The organism is Chromobacterium sp. IIBBL 290-4 (genome assembly GCF_024207115.1).
Classification (GTDB): domain Bacteria; phylum Pseudomonadota; class Gammaproteobacteria; order Burkholderiales; family Chromobacteriaceae; genus Chromobacterium.
Genome location: NZ_CP100128.1, coordinates 4,951,585 through 4,968,149 on the forward strand (window position 1 = coordinate 4,951,585; position 16,565 = coordinate 4,968,149).

Annotated in this window: 9 protein-coding genes; 6 read left to right on the forward strand and 3 right to left on the reverse strand. The window is 56.3% G+C overall.

Annotated features, from left to right (window positions below):
• The first annotated feature begins 114 nt into the window (after positions 1 to 114).
• The 6 genes from msrB to NKT35_RS24250 all read left to right on the forward strand — a co-directional run bounded on the left by msrB (position 115) and on the right by NKT35_RS24250 (position 7,092).
• Positions 115 to 552, forward strand: a complete 438-nt coding sequence (msrB, locus tag NKT35_RS23345) for a peptide-methionine (R)-S-oxide reductase MsrB (protein ID WP_254297656.1) — start codon at positions 115 to 117, stop codon at positions 550 to 552.
• Positions 553 to 1,325: 773 nt separating this feature from the next.
• On the forward strand, positions 1,326 to 2,006 hold the full coding sequence (locus NKT35_RS23350; RefSeq protein ID WP_254297657.1) for a TnsA endonuclease N-terminal domain-containing protein: 681 nt from the start codon (positions 1,326 to 1,328) through the stop codon (positions 2,004 to 2,006).
• A 1-nt stretch (position 2,007) separates the two neighbouring features.
• Positions 2,008 to 3,810 (forward strand): TnsB C-terminal domain-containing protein, encoded by a 1,803-nt coding sequence (locus NKT35_RS23355; protein ID WP_254297658.1) that lies wholly within the window; start codon positions 2,008 to 2,010, stop codon positions 3,808 to 3,810.
• A complete protein-coding gene (locus NKT35_RS23360) occupies positions 3,803 to 4,777 on the forward strand; it encodes a TniB family NTP-binding protein (protein WP_254297659.1) in 975 nt (324 codons plus the stop codon). Before NKT35_RS23355 ends, NKT35_RS23360 begins: the two co-directional genes overlap by 8 nt.
• Before the next feature lie 32 nt (positions 4,778 to 4,809).
• On the forward strand, positions 4,810 to 6,684 hold the full coding sequence (locus NKT35_RS23365; RefSeq protein ID WP_254297660.1) for a TniQ family protein: 1,875 nt from the start codon (positions 4,810 to 4,812) through the stop codon (positions 6,682 to 6,684).
• Positions 6,685 to 6,864: 180 nt separating this feature from the next.
• Positions 6,865 to 7,092, forward strand: coding sequence for an antitoxin PaaA2 family protein (locus NKT35_RS24250; protein ID WP_371926413.1), 228 nt, complete (start codon positions 6,865 to 6,867; stop codon positions 7,090 to 7,092).
• 68 nt (positions 7,093 to 7,160) lie between these two features.
• On the opposite strand, the gene hyoA is transcribed toward NKT35_RS24250, so the two are convergent.
• The 3 genes from hyoA to NKT35_RS23380 all read right to left on the reverse strand — a co-directional run bounded on the left by hyoA (position 7,161) and on the right by NKT35_RS23380 (position 16,016).
• Positions 7,161 to 11,492, reverse strand: a complete 4,332-nt coding sequence (gene hyoA, locus NKT35_RS23370) for an NACHT domain-containing antiphage protein HyoA (protein ID WP_254297661.1) — start codon at positions 11,490 to 11,492, stop codon at positions 7,161 to 7,163.
• Between the two features lie 239 nt (positions 11,493 to 11,731).
• Positions 11,732 to 13,717 (reverse strand): UvrD-helicase domain-containing protein, encoded by a 1,986-nt coding sequence (locus NKT35_RS23375; RefSeq protein WP_254297662.1) that lies wholly within the window; start codon positions 13,715 to 13,717, stop codon positions 11,732 to 11,734.
• The gene (locus tag NKT35_RS23380) at positions 13,698 to 16,016 is read right to left on the reverse strand and encodes an AAA family ATPase (protein WP_254297663.1); all 2,319 of its coding nucleotides are present in this window, start codon (positions 16,014 to 16,016) and stop codon (positions 13,698 to 13,700) included. Before NKT35_RS23380 ends, NKT35_RS23375 begins: the two co-directional genes overlap by 20 nt.
• Positions 16,017 to 16,565 lie beyond the last annotated feature (549 nt).

Genomic DNA, 16,565 nt, shown 5'->3' on the forward strand with positions numbered 1-16,565 from the left:
GGCCTCTGGCGAAGACGCTCGCCAGAGGATTGCAACGGCGCCCCACCCTCAGACATCGCCAGTTTCCGCCGCCGGCATTATGATGATGTCCATAGCATCGCGACATTTGGCCAGATGGCGGCAAACCGCGCCATCCGCCCAAGACCCCATAAGGAGCCGACCGTGACCATCCAGAAAACCGACGCCGAATGGCGCGCCCAATTGACGCCGGAACAATACCGCGTCGCCCGCCAATCCGGCACCGAGCGTCCATTCAGCGGAGAACACTACTTCCACAACAAACAGGGCGATTACCACTGCGCCTGCTGCGGCGCGCTGCTGTTCCACAGCGACACAAAATTCGATGCCGGCTGCGGCTGGCCCAGCTTCTGGGCCGAAGCCGCCGGCGCCAACATCCAGCGCATCACCGACACCAGCCACGGCATGGTGCGCGTGGAAGTGCGCTGCTCCAACTGCGACGCCCACCTCGGCCACGTTTTCGAAGATGGGCCGGACCCAAGCGGGGAAAGATACTGCATCAATTCGGTGTGCCTGGATTTCAAGGCGAAGTGAGCTGTTGTGTTGTTGTGTAGGGGATCGTGATTGTTGAAAAATTTTTCCATAAAAAGTGAAGCAGTCACAAACCGTCACAATCCCCGCTTCAGGATTTAAAACCAACTGTTGCAAATTAAATTTTTACAAATTCCTTTTATTCCCTCTTAAAAATCTGATCTGAAATTATCCCCCTCCTCAAATCCTCAATTGCGTTTCAATAAAAAAACAACACCCCGCACTAGAAACCCCACCCAACACCAATAAAATTACAATGGCATAAAAGTGTCAGGACCTCTCAAAAAAACCCCGCACTCAATACAGCACCCAATGTCCACAGTCAAATCGAAAACCCTACGATTTTCCGCACCATTCTGGAAATCGCCCTAAATTTCCTTGAAATTTTTTTGATTAAAAAATAATGATAATCATTCAATAATTTATGTATTGAGCAGCCCCCTCTTGTGTTTTGTCCCGGCGCGCGGCTAGCATAATTTCATGCGGGACAGGTCTAAACTGAACCTAACAGGCGATGCTTAACGAACGATGGAGGATGGCGATGTAACTAGGGCAACGAAGGAAGGCAACTGAGGTACCTGAGACTATAAGGACGAACAGGGCAAACCCACGGGAATGGGAGCCCTGTCGCATGTGTGATGATCACACGATACTGCCAACTCACAACCAGTATCGAGTTCCATCAGCATCTCGTCAAGTCTCCCTATCGCAATTTCTTAAATATCTCGAGCCAGGGAGGGATTTCTGCAACCTCCTGGCCGAGAGGGAGAGCACGCATGAGCGCACCAGAATTGCATCACACCGCCAGTATCACTCAGATGATCCAGGCGATCCTGAACGCCACAAACCCCGTCAGGGAGGCATTCCACCGGCACGGCAATTCATACCGCGGCCTGGTTGCCTCGACAAAGGGGCCCAACGGCGGCCCCATTCCACACGAATCCGGTCTAGCAGGCCGAATCACGCTCATGCTGGATCTCGCCCCAGAGGTGCTGAGCATCATCCCAGAACCGGGCCGCATACCGTACATCCTAGAGGAGCGGCTATGTTCATACACACCGGATTATCTGATTGTGCTACGTGATGGCCGGCGCTGCCTAGTCGAGGTCAAATATCACGCGGAGGCCGAGAGGCCAGACAACAAACGTCGATACGATACGGTTACACCATTGGTGGAACAGGCTGGGGGTTTGTTTGCCGTATTCACCGAAAAAACCCTCAATCAGGCAGGCCTACGCACCAACCTACCGCTGCTGGAGCAGTATCGTTTCAACCTGATCCCTACTGCTGCCCGATCATGGATTGCCACGAACCTAGGGCTGCGCCCACAAGCATTTTCCATAGTTGCCAATGCGCTCGGGCGTGAAACTGTGCTGGCTGCCATAGCACAGGGGCTGATTCGAACGGATATTCGTCGAACGCCGATTGAGGCCCAATCACGCATCTGGAGGGCCTAACATGAGCTCCCTGGCCAAACCGGGGAGCCTGCGCTCCCCAACGAAATCCCATACAGAACAGGGTCGTTTATTTGACACGCTCCCTGGGACTCTGCAGCAGGCCGCACTACGCCGGCGTCAATACGTTGATGCCATACAGGCATCGACATACAGGGGAGGAAGGTTCACCAAACGACATCTGACCGAACTCGCCGTTCGAGTCGCCCTGCAAATTGGCGATACCAACACGCCATCGCCAAGCTCACTGTATCGTTGGTTCAAACAGCTACAAGCGGCGGACGGAGACCCTCGTAGCCTGATCCCCAATACACAGAATCGAGGCAGCCGGGCTCCACGACTACACCCAGAGGTAATTGGCCTGATAGACGAGTGCGTTCAAAAAACATACCTATCAAATCAGCGCCTGCCCATCCGAGCCACCTACGATGCTCTGCTGGTTCGAGTCGCCCAAGAGAACGCCTGCCGCACTGATCCTCTAGCGATTCCGAGCTACGCGACAGTCAGACGCTACGTTAATACCCTACCACGCTACGAGGTGGATCTGGCGCGCTATGGTCGCGAGTACGTCCGAAAAAAGTACCGGCACAGCAGCATCACACCCGCCACGATGTACCTGCTGGAACGCGTCGAGATTGATCATACGCCGCTGAATTTGTTCATCATTGATGAGACATCTATGCTGGTGCTGGGCCGCCCGTACATCACGGTGATCATCGATTGCCACACCCGCATGATCCTGGGCTTCTACTTGTCGTTCTCACCGCCCAGCATCGAGGCGGTGCTGCGTTGCTTGCAGCACGCCATCGGCAGCAAAGACTATGTGAAAGAGCGGTATCCCGACATCCAGCATGACTGGCCATGCCATGGCATTCCCACCACTGCGGTCGTCGACAACGGATTGGAGTTTCACTCCCAGGACCTGCTGCGCGCCACTTTCGAACTGGGCATCAACTACCAGTTCTGCCCGCCCCGCACACCATGGTTCAAACCCATGGTCGAGCGATCGCTGCGGACGCTGGCGGAGCAGTTCGCCCATCAACTGCCCGGCAGCAGCTTTGCCAATTGGTTCGACCGCTACGGCTATGACCCACTGAAAGAGTCGATCGTCACCCTGTCAGAGCTGGTCCACGCCCTGCACATCTGGATCGTCGACATCTACTCCCAGACCTACCATCGAGGCCTGAAGCAGACCCCGTATGCCGCCTGGCAACGCGCGGCGGAAATCGTCACACCTCGCACCATCGATCCTGATCGCTTGCGGCTGGTGCTCTCCAAGCAGGCTGAGCGGGTACTGGGCCATGCCGGCATAGAGCTGCATGGTCTGCGTTACAACTGCAAAGATTTGCTCCCCTGGCGGAAACAACTTGGCGACCGCATCAAAATTCAGGTCCGCTTCGACCCGGACAACCTGGGTTCGATATTCGCTTTGCATCCGGCATCACAAGAAGCCATCGCGGTTCCTTGCCTCACCCCAGACTACGCCGAAGGACTGCAACTGCACCAGCACAAGCTGATTCAGGCAGCGCTACGCAGGCAGGGCCTGGCATCCACCGATCCACTATCACTGGCCCGGGCCAAGGTACACATGCAAGAGGTGGTCGGCCAATTGCTGCAAAGCCGCAAACTGGCCGACCGTAAACGCGCCGCACGAGTCAAAGGCACCCACTCAAGCAAGGTGATGACCACCGGCAAGCTGCCTCCTGCGATTTCAGAGGACACGGAACTCCCCCCGACAGACAACTGGTCACCGCCCAGCACGTTACCCGTGCTCGCGTACGATCCTGAAGGAGATCGCCATGAGTGAACGCTACACGTTGGCGGATCTTCGACGCGCGGAGCGGATCCAGATCCTGCACCCACAATTCAGCACGGCGCTGGAAAGACTGTCTCACAGCCATGCCTTGTCGCGCCAAGGTGCTGCAGCCAGGCATCTGCTGCTGATTGGCGCATCCGGCACCGGCAAAACCTCGGTGCTGCAGAGTTTTGCCAAACAGCATCCCAGCTATGAAACGGAGGAGGCGACGATACGCCCGGTGGTGTATGTCCAAGTGCCCGCCCACCCGACCATCCGAGGCCTGGCGGAAGCCATTCTGATCGCGCTAGGGGCCGGCGTGCAACTTCGGGGCAGCACCGCGGAGAAGACCAACCAGATCGTGCAGCTGATCCGCGGCGGCAAAACTGAGGCATTGCTGCTGGATGAATTCCATCACTTCGTCGATGCCGGCCGCAGAACCTTCGAAGAGGTCACCGAGTGGCTCAAGACCCTGATCGACCAGATCGCCATTCCGACGGTGCTGTCCGGCCTGCCAGAGTGCGAGTGGATACTGCGCTCCAACGAGCAGTTGCGCCGTCGGTTTGCCGCACGCGTGGCACTAACGCCGATTGGCTTCTCCTGCAACGCCGACAAGTCCTTGTTCCGCGACGTCGTCCATGCCTGGGACACGCAGATCAATCAGGGGCGTCCAATCTGGGGACTCGCCGAGTGGGACTGCGTCAGGCGCCTACACTACGCCAGCAATGGTCTGCTCGGTTATCTCTCCAAGGTGATTCTGGGAGCGCTGGAATGCTTGATCGAACAGGATCGGCACGATCTCGACCAAAACATTTTGGCCATGGCGTTCTCCAACTATGTCTGGCGAGACAGCCCGCCTGAGCTGAATCCCTTCGATGCCAACTTTGTGTTCCGACGTCTAGATCAACCAGGTGAGCCTTTCGAGCCTACCCGGTTCTCCCGCCGAAACGCACCCAAATCACCCCCAACCACGCTGTAAACCCATGAGGGCCGCCACTCGGCGGCCCTTCAATGGAGTACGAGACCATGTCCTTTCCACTACTACAGATCCGCCCCAAACCGCAAGCGGGCGAAAGTCTGCTCGGCTATTGCCTGCGCCTCGGGCACGTCAATGGCTACCCAGGACAGACCTGGCTATCGTTATTCGTCAAAAAAACCAACTCCGCCTGGCAGAATCTGACCCAGCTCACCGGGCATGATCAGACTAGCCTGGCATGCCTGACAGGTCCGGCACCTGCAAGCCTGGGCCGTCACGGCTACCATCGGTTCGGTCTCAAGGTGACGTACTGGAATCACCATCACCGCCGCTGGTGCCCCGTCTGCCTGGCCGAGCACGGCATCTGGCAAACGGAATGGCTGCTGACCCTGCAAATAGCCTGCCCAACTCATCGTCTGCTGCTGCGAGAAAAATGCCCCGGCTGCAACCAACTCATCCGCTGGCATCAAGGCACCATGTTTACCTGCAGCTGCGGCGCGGACTTGCGCCATGCCGCCACACGACCAGGCACCGCTGCCGAGTTGACTCTCGCCAAACTGATTGCCCAGGCCATCCGGCCGCTGATCGGTTTGCCCGACCTCACTGTCAGCAACATCCCCACGCCGCCGGAGTTAGATCATTTACACCTGGCACAGCTATGCGACCTGCTCTGGTTCTTTGGCGCCTATGCCTCGCACAGGCCCAATACCCGGCCGCAAAAAATAGCCGATCATGGCCGGATCGAAATCATTCAGCCCTATCTGCAGTTGGCCATGCAGATCGCTCAGCATTGGCCACAACGCTTCCATCAACTACTGGAGGAGTACACGCTGCCCATATCCGGCAATACGGCATCCCTGCGGGTGTACTTGCGAGAAATACATCAGGCCCTCTACCGGCTGCTGATTCATCCAGAGCTGCTATTTGTACGGGAAGAATTCGAGCGTTATGTCCATGAGCGATGGCCAGACAAACTGATCCTGCAGCAGGACCTGCGCCAGGCCCATCCCATCATCAGCTTGGCCAAGGCAGCGGAACAGCTGAATCTCTCAACAGGCGCGGTACACAAGCTGATCCAAAGCGGCGCCATCAAAGGCTGCCAGTCCTCATCGGCTAAAGGCAAAGCTATTTGGCTGGTAGAACGCAGCTCCCTGGAGGCCTACGCCCGCAATGAACATGGCACGCTGACCATTTTGGAGGTGGAACGCATGCTACGCATCACCCCCAAACGAATCCGTTTGCTGATCGAAAACGGCCTCCTGCAGCCGTTGCCTCACGATAAGAAACGCACCCGGTGGTGCTTTCAGCTGGAAACCATCAACGCCTTCCTGGAGCAGTTGAACCATGGCCAGATCAGCCCAGAACCGGACAATCCAGAGCTGCTATCGGTGTGGGAAATCACCAAACGGTGGATGCAAGGCAGCGAGCCCTTCTTGGCGGTGATCCGCGCCCTGCGAGATGGTTCGCTAGAGGTTATAGGCCGCAACCCAGCTGATCATGGCCTCCGTGCGCTGCTGGTTTCCCGGCAGCAATTCACACTCTGGCATGAGCAATACCGCCGCTCCCGCGGCTTCTTCACGGTCAGGGAGGCCGCAGAAGCCATCCAGATGGACGTCAACCTGCTCTATCACCTGATTGGGGCTGGGCATGCCCACGCCAACCAACAGCAATATGGCTATGAGAAGCGTATGCTGCTGGGTCTAGAGGCCAAAGAGCTGGAACGGCTGACCAACGACTACATCTGGGGAGAACGCTTGGCAGAAATGGTCGACAAACCGGTGCGACAGGCCGCCAAACACTTGGTCAAACAAGGGCTGCGTCCCCTCTGCGGGCCGGCGGTGGACGGCGGAGACGAGTATATGTTTTGGCGCACGGATGTAGCAGCATGCCTGACTAGAGGCAGGCAATAAAAAATGCCATTAACATGAATCGCACAGGTATGTAATCGAACAAGCCTGACCACCCAATCAGACATGACATATGGGCAAATCATCGCTGCCAGCTATGCAATACACCGCAATTTTAATTTCCAGCGCCATATAAAACGGCTTTTGGAATACACTCGAAGTTGAAAGTAACGAGAAAATCCTATGCCAAAACTTGCACCCATCCTCCCCGCGCCCGCATCTGTGGTCGCTTACAACGACTACGTTCGCCAAGCCGTTCAGGCTGCGCTGGATGATCCGCGCCCCAGCATTCCACATGAGGAGGCCAAACTCTACTTTGCCCACAAACGCGCCATTCTGTTGCAACGCCCGACGCCCAACCAAGAGCCACCAGCAAAACTTGCTACTGACCTTCCTTCACGTAAGTGCTAGCTTCTAATTGGAATTTTCTGAGCTTGCTCTTGGCGGTCACTTACGATTAATGACTGACTTGCTGGGTGTTAGGGACGATCGTCGCATCTAGAAACGTCAATGACGCCGATTTCAGGCTGCGGTCCCGCTGGCGATTTGCTTCGGATACTTACGGCCAAAGCGCGAAGCCGCTGCACCACCCCCTCAAAATCTAGGTAGGCACCGTCAGGTAGTTTCCAGCCCTTTGATCGGGTTTTCTGATGAACCAGGAGAAGGATACCTTCGCGCCCCTCCTGTCCACGCAAATATTGGCCACATAGCTGGATGACCAGCGCATCCTCAAGCTCCTTCATCGACCAACTTTCCGCGACTTTGATTTCTGTCGCCACGGTGACGTCGCTTGCCTTTGCTCTTAAACGCAGATCTGGCTCCTTCTCATCAGCAACGTGCACTTCGCGCTCGATCGAATATGCGGCCCCCTGTACCTGTCTTAGCCGATCTGCCACCCACTTTTGCACCTCCTGCTCATCAGGCAAGGCGCACAGGGTTGTGCCTTGCTGAAAATCGCCATGAACAAGATCGTGCTGCAAGTCTTCCAAACGTTGCAACACAACACGTTGCAGCTCTCGGCCGGTTACCGGTGGCTTTTCAAAGCCCTGCTCAAACTGGAACGGATCATCAGCACGCCAGGCAGTGTGCTCCGCGTCATTAGCCGCCCGAGCAAGTGCCAACGCGAGCAAACGAGATCGAGGTACAGGGAAATTAGGTGTATCCATCAAGCGCAGAATAGCGGCATACGTGGCATGCCCCGGCGTGTTGACCAAAGCAGAGAATGCTGCTGAACGCGCCCTTTTCACTTCATCACACTCGTCTTGCGAATACACGCCCCCGGTCACGCGATTACGGTTATCTTCTAGCGGTATCATGGCATATGCAAGAAGAACCAATCTTTCCAGAACCGCTGCATCAAGATGCATGTCAGCAAGCTCCGAAAGTGGCCAGCGCGAGCCGAAGATCTGAGGCAGCGCCTGTTGGACAAGTGCTGTCTTCTCAACTTCGCCCAAGAGATCAAGCTTCGCCATCAGCGCGTCTGTCGCTCTATAAGCATTGATCGCATATGCGACCTCCAAGTATTGAGCACTAACATGCGGATCAGACGAAAACTGAAATCTACTAAGGGCCAATGCACAGAGGTCCTTTTTTTTATCTCGAAGCAGCCCACGATTGAGAATGAACAACAGCAGCCGTAATGCCTCGCGGTCCAGATTGGAACGGGCCTCCAGTTCACTCAATAATGAGGGAGCCATCAGTTGAACAACGCTTTCATCGGATCGGCGAAGGGCATCCAAGAGTTGGTAGTATCCAAGCGGTGTCGGGTCATCCAAACTGTGCACCACCTCTTGAACAAACACCTTCTCCACCGCGGCAGGCCAAGCTGCCACCAGTGCGGCAATCCAATCGGGGATACCGTTTATCTCCAGCGTCGCATATTCTGCGGCGCGAATTGCCTCCGGTTCGGTCAGACACAACGCCCAATCTTTCCTTATGGCCGCCTCAATCGAGATCCCGGCAATGCCCAGGCAATCAATCGTGCTAATCTGATTTCGTTCCTCCGCCGGGCGCACACTACGTAACGTCGGCTTCCAAGCTCTCCAAATTTCGGCAAGCCCCGCAGCAAAAGCCGCGGCGACCTCCTCTCCGGCCAGCTCAACAAGAGGCTCAACGCTGTTGATCGCATAACACGAGTTATTACTGGATGCCTCACTCAGTAACTGCCAAAGGCAATAGATCCGTCTATCAATACTTGTTTCTGTGGTCGGATGTAGTCGACGCAATTGCACCGGATTTTCTTTCAAATCAGCGATGAAGTCGATCCAGGATTGCTCCTGCTCAGCCTGCGCCAACTCGCCAGCTCGCCGGGCCTCTGCCAAATCTTCATCACTCTTGATTTCTTCTGCCGACTTAGTATGCGGCGTCATCCACTCGGTGTAGGTCTCTTGCATCTCGAGGTCCGTCGTAGCAACGTCGGAGATACGTCTCTTCAATGCCTCAGGCTTCCCTTCCGCGGACCAAATATTGAGCGCGGAATTAATAGCCAATTTCCGTTCAGTCGCTCGTCCCCGGGATGGGCCATCGATCAGAAGCCAATCAATATCATCGAGCACCAACTTAAGCGGCCAGCCAAGGAGCTGCATCTGGAAAAGGTAGAGCAACGGGTAATCCACCGAGCTTCTGTAATTGCGTAGCCGTTCGGCAGCCCTCCAAAAGGCTGCACGACGCCGCTCAGCCGTTCGATGCAACCGTTCGACCACATCGGACGCACTGCTAATCCGACGCTGTATCATATTCTGACGTCGATCACTGATACGCAAAGCCGCATCGATTGCGGCAGTAGGCGCAACATCGTCTGGAGACAAATCCAGCAGACGCAATGCAGCCGCACCGAGAGCAGCAGCATACTGCTCGTCCCTTGGCGACTTTTTTACAGTACCTACTTGCGACTCAGCTTCTAGCTGTTGCAAAAGCCCGTTGATCAATCGAGTCAGATCAGGTGGGCTCTTCAAGCGCTCTACGAGCTCAGCCCCGTTCCAGTCGAACCGGAAGCCCCCCCCTTCGGCATCACCCAGATGAATGACCGCTAGGATCGCCAGCAGATCATCAACGTCTATAAGTTGCGGGAATAGATCATCGACAGCTTCCCAAACCAGCGTTGGCGGAATTACTGCACACTGCACCTTTATATATTCGGCGTACTCCCTGCGTACACCCGCATCACCAGCTGCAAGCAGCGCACGGCCAGCCGTCATCGCAGTACTAAAGTCTTGATATCTGCCGAAAGACGCTTCAATCGCCAAATCAGCACAATCTTTGACCTTTCCAAGCCAGATCAAGCGCAGCACGAAATGACGGATTTCGTCGTGCTCCTTGTCCGTAGCCCAGACGGCACGCAGCGCTGGGACGATATCTGGCAGGACAAATCGCGCAAGGCTGCTGAGATCCAGCAGTGGCACTTCTTCGTCTCGGCGCATCCGCTCCACCAGTGCCGTCAGCAATGCTTGCCTTGTCTCATGTGAAAGGCTTGCCGGATCTCCTGCGGTGAACAGTACAAAAGGCGCTCGACGTACAACCTCGCTGGCAACGCTTTCATCCCAGAGTGCAAGCCAAGCTGCCGTTTCCAACATCGAAGGCTTGACTAGGTCGACTTCATAGATCCTAGAGAAGAGCAGATTATGCAGTTGGCGTTGCGGCAGGTTGCACTGCCGTAGTCGCTGCAGCCAACGCGCTGCCAGATAGGCGCGGACCACACCTTCGTTGTCGTTGTGTAATCTAGCCCGACCGAAGGTCGCGGGGTCGAACGCCGGCCGCAACAGCAACTTCATCCGATCTTCACTAGACCAGTCGGGCAGGACGTCTTCAATTTTTGCTACGGTTCTTTCTGTTTCGGTGCGGGCATCGTTATCTGGTATTGCGATGGTCGTCTGCCGCCCAAACACCAAGGCGGCGCCGATCCGTTCAAGGCCGTGTTTAGCCCGCTCAGCATCAAGGCTATCACGACGACCACGTTCCGGATCAGTCTCTTGGAGTCGTTCACGCAGGCTCACTTCGATCATTACGGTGAAGCTGCCTAGACGATCATGGCGCTGCCAGTAACGCACGATCCAGTCTAGGTCTAGAGGCCGGCGCGCGAATCCCCATAGGCTCGCGGCCTCAATCGCGGCCATCAGCCCATCAAGTTTCCGGGCATTTTTGGCTGCGGCATAAGTTCGTACCTGTTCTCTATCGAGCTGGGCCATCACCACAATCAGCGCCGTTTCGACAGGCATAGGTTCTGGGCGTTTTTCGTGGCGGAGGATGCGGCGGACCAGCGTTTCAAGTGAAGGGAGAGGTTCGACCAAATTGTTATGCGGCAGTGGCAATTCGTCGTTCAACCGCTGAGCATCGCGTGCGAATTCCCAATCGGTGTGACGACCGGACAGAACAATATGGGCGCGGCTCTCTCCACCGGCGATTCCTTCGGCAATTTGCCGCAGTGCTTTTTCAAGGCGAATATTGTCGAGTTTTGCCTCATCAATGGAGTCGATGAAAAACCATCCCGGTTCATTGCCGACACGCCAAGCATTCAAACGCTGCCGGTCCACCAGGCGCAAGGCCTTATCGAGCCCGTAGCGGCCAACATCTTGAACCGTCGCATAGACAGCAAACCTGCCAGCAGCCGTCTGCTGCCGTGCTTGCTCGACCAGTTCCTCAGTCTTGCCACTACCTGCCTCAGCAAGAATTACGACACGGCGTCTGACTAGCAATTCGGGCCAGCCTAGCAAACCATTCGACAAGCCAGCAGCGGCTCGATACCTTAAGAGGGCCAGCTCGTCTGTTTTTTCTTTCCACTCGTAAAACTGGCGATTAAGCGGGATAGTAGTCATTGGTAGCCTTGAGTCACATAGCAACAAAAAAATGTCATTGGCATTTCACTTAATCGAATCCCCATTTTGATAGCACACGATTGCCATATCAATTCAGCTTGTCGATCATTCCCTTCATTCCAATTCGCCTTCGATAAAGGTCCGCAACGTCGTGTGGCCGCAACACAGGACAAACCCGGCTCCTGCCAGCATTCCTACCCCATAATCACTATGGCCTACCAAGTGCCATCCTAGAGAGTCTACTCAGGGATGGCCTGCACCTCGCCAGGCTTGAACCACTTGCTCTTCTGGGCGTATGCCAGGGCCTGGGCCGAATCCTTTGCCCACAGCACCAACGCCAGGCTCTCCCTCGCGCGGCTGCAGGTCACGTAGAGGAGCCGTAGCGTCCGGTCAATCGACGTCTCCTTTCCTTCCGCCACGTTCTTGACATCGGAGTCGCCGAGAGGGGCGCCGAACAAGCGGTCGTAGGCAAAGTGATTGCCCGCGGCATCCTCGTCGTCCATCACGACCATCACATGGTCGAACTCCAATCCCTTGACCACCTGGTGCGTCGCGAGATGAGACTTTCCGCTCAAGTAGGTTTTGAACCGACGCAGCTGAATCCAAGGCGACTCAAAGAGTCCATGCCAGCCGCGAGCAAATCTGTTCTCGAGGGTCTCTGGTTGCCTTGGCTTTGGAGCAGGTGGCGGAGGGTTCATATCGTTGAACGCCGCCACCAGTCGCTTGTCTGGCTCGAACAAGCCAACCTGTAGCACTGGTGCGAGCACCTCGCGCACGGTCACTGCGGGCTTGACACACGCCATAACAAAGTCTTCGACAGCCTGCTGGTATGCCTTGAGCAACTTCATGCGAGACTCAACGTCTTCGGGTAGCTGCTGGAGCCGGCCGTAGCGATGCAGCACTTCTGTGACGGCGAAGTCTGATGGGACACCGCCATCCTTGATACAGTCGGCGAGGTCCATCATTTCCCGTAAGAGCATCTGGACTGCTGTTGGTCCGGAGATATCGCCATTTGCATCTGGATGAACCGAGTCTGGGTCAAGGAGCGATAGGGCCTCAAAGGCCTCCAAGAAGTCGCCGCGGCGGGCTACCAGCGAGTGCTCCAGGGCGAGCACCTTGTGCCCCAAACTACCTGGCTCCCAATCGGCAAAGCCCGTCTGGATCTTCATCGCAGCCTCGCAGAGTGCCTCTCGATGCAGCTTGTCCTCGGCCGAGGCTGATGCATTGCCGATAAATATCCGGACGAGCCCCTCGGACTTCTCTTCTCGTGGATATTGGTGCACGGCCTTCCGGGACTGGGTTCGTCCCTCCAAATCAGAGTCCCAAATTTCATTGATGAGGTCTACGATGCGCCGTTGGCTTCTATGGTTCATCTCCAGTCTTGGAGTTGCCCAAGCCTCCGGAACCAGGCTCGGAAGGTCCGCATGTCCATCTAAGTAAATCCGTTGGCGGTGGTCGCCAAGCAGCCCCAGCATCAGCCTTGACGGGGCTTCGGCAACGACCTCTAACAGTGAGTCTAAGATGCTCTTCATCGTGTCCTGGGACTCGTCGATGAGGATCACGGGATGCTGGTCTCGAAGGATGCGACGCAGCGTAGGCTTCTGCTTAAGCAACCAGGAAGCTAAAGCCAATACCTGCGAATGATTCAGTGCGCCGTCACCATGACGTTTCCGGTCCGGACTGTAGGTGAACTGCGGTGTCGCTGCGAGAGCTGCGGCCTTGGCCTCTAGCTCCCCAATCTTCTCCTTGTCTTTATCGGTTGGACCCTTCTTTCGCCTCGCCGCAGCATCATTTGCCTTCTGAAGCGCATTCGCGTTCATGGCCAGCAGTGCTTCACGGATATCTTCGTCAAAGCCCGCAATCAAGTCCCAGCAGAATGAGTGGATCGTAGTGACCTGCGTGAGATCGTTCGAGCCAAGGCGGCCCGTGACCACGAGCGCAGCGTTCTTCGTGTACGTGATGACTAGAATCGTCTGAGCACGGGCCCTCAACTCTCGGGCAAATCTGACCGCAGCGTCATTCGCCGTGAGCCCGGGCTCTTCCTGCGCATCCACTGTTCCGATACCCGTGATCTTGCGAAGCACTGCCACCAAAGTGCGCGTCTTACCGGACCCGGCGCCGGCAAAAAGGAAGAAGCTTCGTGGTGGCGTGCTGGTGACATAGCCGACGATTTCGTCGACGACGCCAGCATCACGTTCATTGGGATCATGTTTCACGGAAACCATCAGCCCCCCTCCTCGTCGAAGGTGCCAGTTCCTTGTCGAGCCAAGCCAGTGCGTCGGCGATGTAGGCGGGGCAAGCCACCTTGTCGCCCAGGCTGATGCGCTCGAACATGGTTGCAGCAAACTCAGCCTTGGCAAAGTTCTCCCGCAGCATTGTATGAAGGTCCTTCGCGAGTAACGAGAGGTCCGGTTGTGCTACAACGGTCTCAACGGCAACGCGCAGCGGGCCCGCCAGCTTTGGCGGCGGGGCCTCGCCTTCGGCAAGCGGCTGGTTCTTCTTTTGTTCGACGCCCTTAAACCAGTCAATGTTGGTCAGAATCAACGAGTCTTCAAAAGAACTCGGCCATGGGCTGCCCTTTCGAACGGGGACCTGCCACGCAAATCGCACCCGTCCTCCACTCCCATTGCTCCAGACGAGGTCTGCTTCCTTCGGTTCCGCCAAGAGGTGCAGTTTCTTCTGCTTGGGATGCCAACTATTGAGCGTGTCGTTCCCGCACTCAAGTAATTTGGGGTCGTCGATGGCTGCAGCCTTCCGAACGGTCTTTCCGCTGGCGTTCTTTGTCACCACTACAGGGTCCACATCGGTGATGACCACCGTCGGGATACCAAGCCGCTCCACGAGCGGGCGCAGCCGATGTGCGTGACGCCCGCCAAGGTCGAGAAAGGAGATGTACCGCTTGTCAAGGTCATGGAAGTCGCGCTCAATGAACAAAGGGACGAGCATCCTCTCCGCAGCGCCTTCGACGAAGATTGCAGCATCCGCGAACAAGAGATCCGTGTGTTGAACTCGGAAGTACCGCTCTGCGAAGGTTCGCGTTTCCTTGTCGGTACCGAATGCAGTGGCGAGGTCGATGACGTCTGAGCTCGGCATCCCGCCCACAACCGTAGTAATTCGCCGGACGTAGCGCAAACGGTCAAAGTTCTCAGCGTGAGCCAAGTGACTCGCGTGGGTGCTAATGACTAGTTGGCTACTTAAATGGGCATGCTCACGCGCCACTGGGCTGATGAGTTCTGCCGCGCGTCGAGGGAAAATGCGCTGTACTTGAACATGAAGGTGCGCCTCCGGCTCCTCCACCAGCACGATATGCACGGCGGCGGGGCTGCCTTCGGCCGGCTTCAACCTAGAGTCTCGGAACGAGACCAACTGGTAGCTCAACGATTGCAGGTTCTGGTAGCCGAGCCCGATTGAATACTCTGGAAGGTAGACATCCACCTGCTGGCCGTCGAGGCGGTATTGTACCGCTGTACTGTGGTCAAGCAGGTCGCCAGTCTGGATTCGAGTTCTGAAATGAATCTCCTGTGGATCGTGGAGCGTCGGATACCCAAGCTTCTTCACATCCTCAATGGCGGGCGTCAGCGCGACCTTAATGCGAGCATCGAGGTCGCGTTGCGCAGTGGCGATGGCAGCTACGAGTTCCGGTTGATGGCCTTGACCTGTCGTCGCAACGTTAAGGTGTTGCCGCGCGTACTTCAGCAACTGGTTGGAAAATAGGCCGACACGGTGCACGCCCGCAGTGGATCGAGTCTCTGCTTCCTCCGATCCGAGGCCGCGTTGCGCTGCGACGAAATCTACGCGCAAGAGCTTCGAGAGCTTGGTGCGGTCTACGGGCGTTGCCTGTGGCATCAAGGCTTGCGGCCCACTTGCTGGCGGATTCGCAAGTGGTCCATGGGCAGGGTCTAGCTTGTAGACAAGGACGTTTCCAAGATCGGCCGGGTAGCGAAGCCAGTAGTCGATGAGGTCGGCCGGCCACGCGTTAGCCTCCTTAGGGAGAGCCTTCACTGGCTGTCGGGCCTCTCGGTATCGCCAAGCCAACTTTTGGAGCGTCTCCACCGAAGTAGCGGGCTCTAGGCGCAGTCGAACGCCTACGGCGCCCCCGCTCCAGTTCAGGGAGGTGATGAAGGGTGCAACCAAGTTGTAGGACCCAGACTGCACATCGAACCATAGGTCCAGCGTGGGCATGCAAGCCAGGAGTGCAGAAAGCTGTCCTTCCCACTTGGTTACATCGCCCGCGGCTGACGCGGGATCTTCCGCCAGCTTCTCCCATTCTTCGCCAAGCGCTCGCAGCGCGGGCCACTGCTCGAGACTGATATCGAAGCCGCCGAATACCTGTCCCGTCGTCGCCAGAAAATTTCGGACAGCAATGAGAATTGAAGTCTTGCCGCTGTTGTTGGCACCAACCAGAACCGTCGTCTTCTTGTCGATTTGAACCCGGACTTGGGCTAGCCGCCGGAAACGGCTGAGCTCAATGCATGCTAGGCTGACGCTGGGTGCTTGTGGGTGCCTGAGGGACTGCTCGCTCATCTACACTCCTTCGAATTAATAAGACTTTTTCTGTCAACGAGTTGAACCCAGACTGAATCGCCCCAAATTTCTAGTAAACGCAGAAGGCATGGATGAGCCTCCTCGGTCTAAAAACAATCGTGTTAGCTGCATAACGGTCATTGGCTGCAAACCGCAGTCAGCCTTTACCAAGCCTTGGCGCGAATCAAATGAGCTTCATCTATTGACGGATACCCACCACCTTACTATTAATACATAACGCATAAAAGGCACCCTCCCCCTTTGTCATGGCTGCTATCCAGCTCCACCTAATATATCCCCCGCGGCTATGTGGTTGGTCTGTCCCGGTCCCCGTGGACTCTAACTTAAGGTGGATGGACTGCCCCGGCTCCTGTAGGCAATCATGTCCTATGAAAACGGCAATGCCCGGTCTGTACACAGAACCGGACATTTGTTTTTGAACCGTTCATCGACAGCTTCAGCCGACTGGTGGCCTTACCAGTAGGAGCAGTGGCAGGTTGCATCTTCCTCACACATGAAAATCTCAAACACGACCTGGCAGTAAGTACA

Excerpts from the sequence above, each read along its gene's own strand:
- msrB (WP_254297656.1), top strand. The coding sequence starts at position 115 with ATGGCGGCAAACCGCGCCATCCGCCCAAGACCCCATAAGGAGCCGACC.
- NKT35_RS23350 (WP_254297657.1), top strand. The coding sequence starts at position 1,326 with ATGAGCGCACCAGAATTGCATCACACCGCCAGTATCACTCAGATGATC.
- NKT35_RS23355 (WP_254297658.1), top strand. The coding sequence starts at position 2,008 with ATGAGCTCCCTGGCCAAACCGGGGAGCCTGCGCTCCCCAACGAAATCC.
- NKT35_RS23360 (WP_254297659.1), top strand. The coding sequence starts at position 3,803 with ATGAGTGAACGCTACACGTTGGCGGATCTTCGACGCGCGGAGCGGATC.
- NKT35_RS23365 (WP_254297660.1), top strand. The coding sequence starts at position 4,810 with ATGGAGTACGAGACCATGTCCTTTCCACTACTACAGATCCGCCCCAAA.
- NKT35_RS24250 (WP_371926413.1), top strand. The coding sequence starts at position 6,865 with ATGCCAAAACTTGCACCCATCCTCCCCGCGCCCGCATCTGTGGTCGCT.
- hyoA (WP_254297661.1), bottom strand. The coding sequence starts at position 11,492 with ATGACTACTATCCCGCTTAATCGCCAGTTTTACGAGTGGAAAGAAAAA.
- NKT35_RS23375 (WP_254297662.1), bottom strand. The coding sequence starts at position 13,717 with ATGGTTTCCGTGAAACATGATCCCAATGAACGTGATGCTGGCGTCGTC.
- NKT35_RS23380 (WP_254297663.1), bottom strand. The coding sequence starts at position 16,016 with ATGAGCGAGCAGTCCCTCAGGCACCCACAAGCACCCAGCGTCAGCCTA.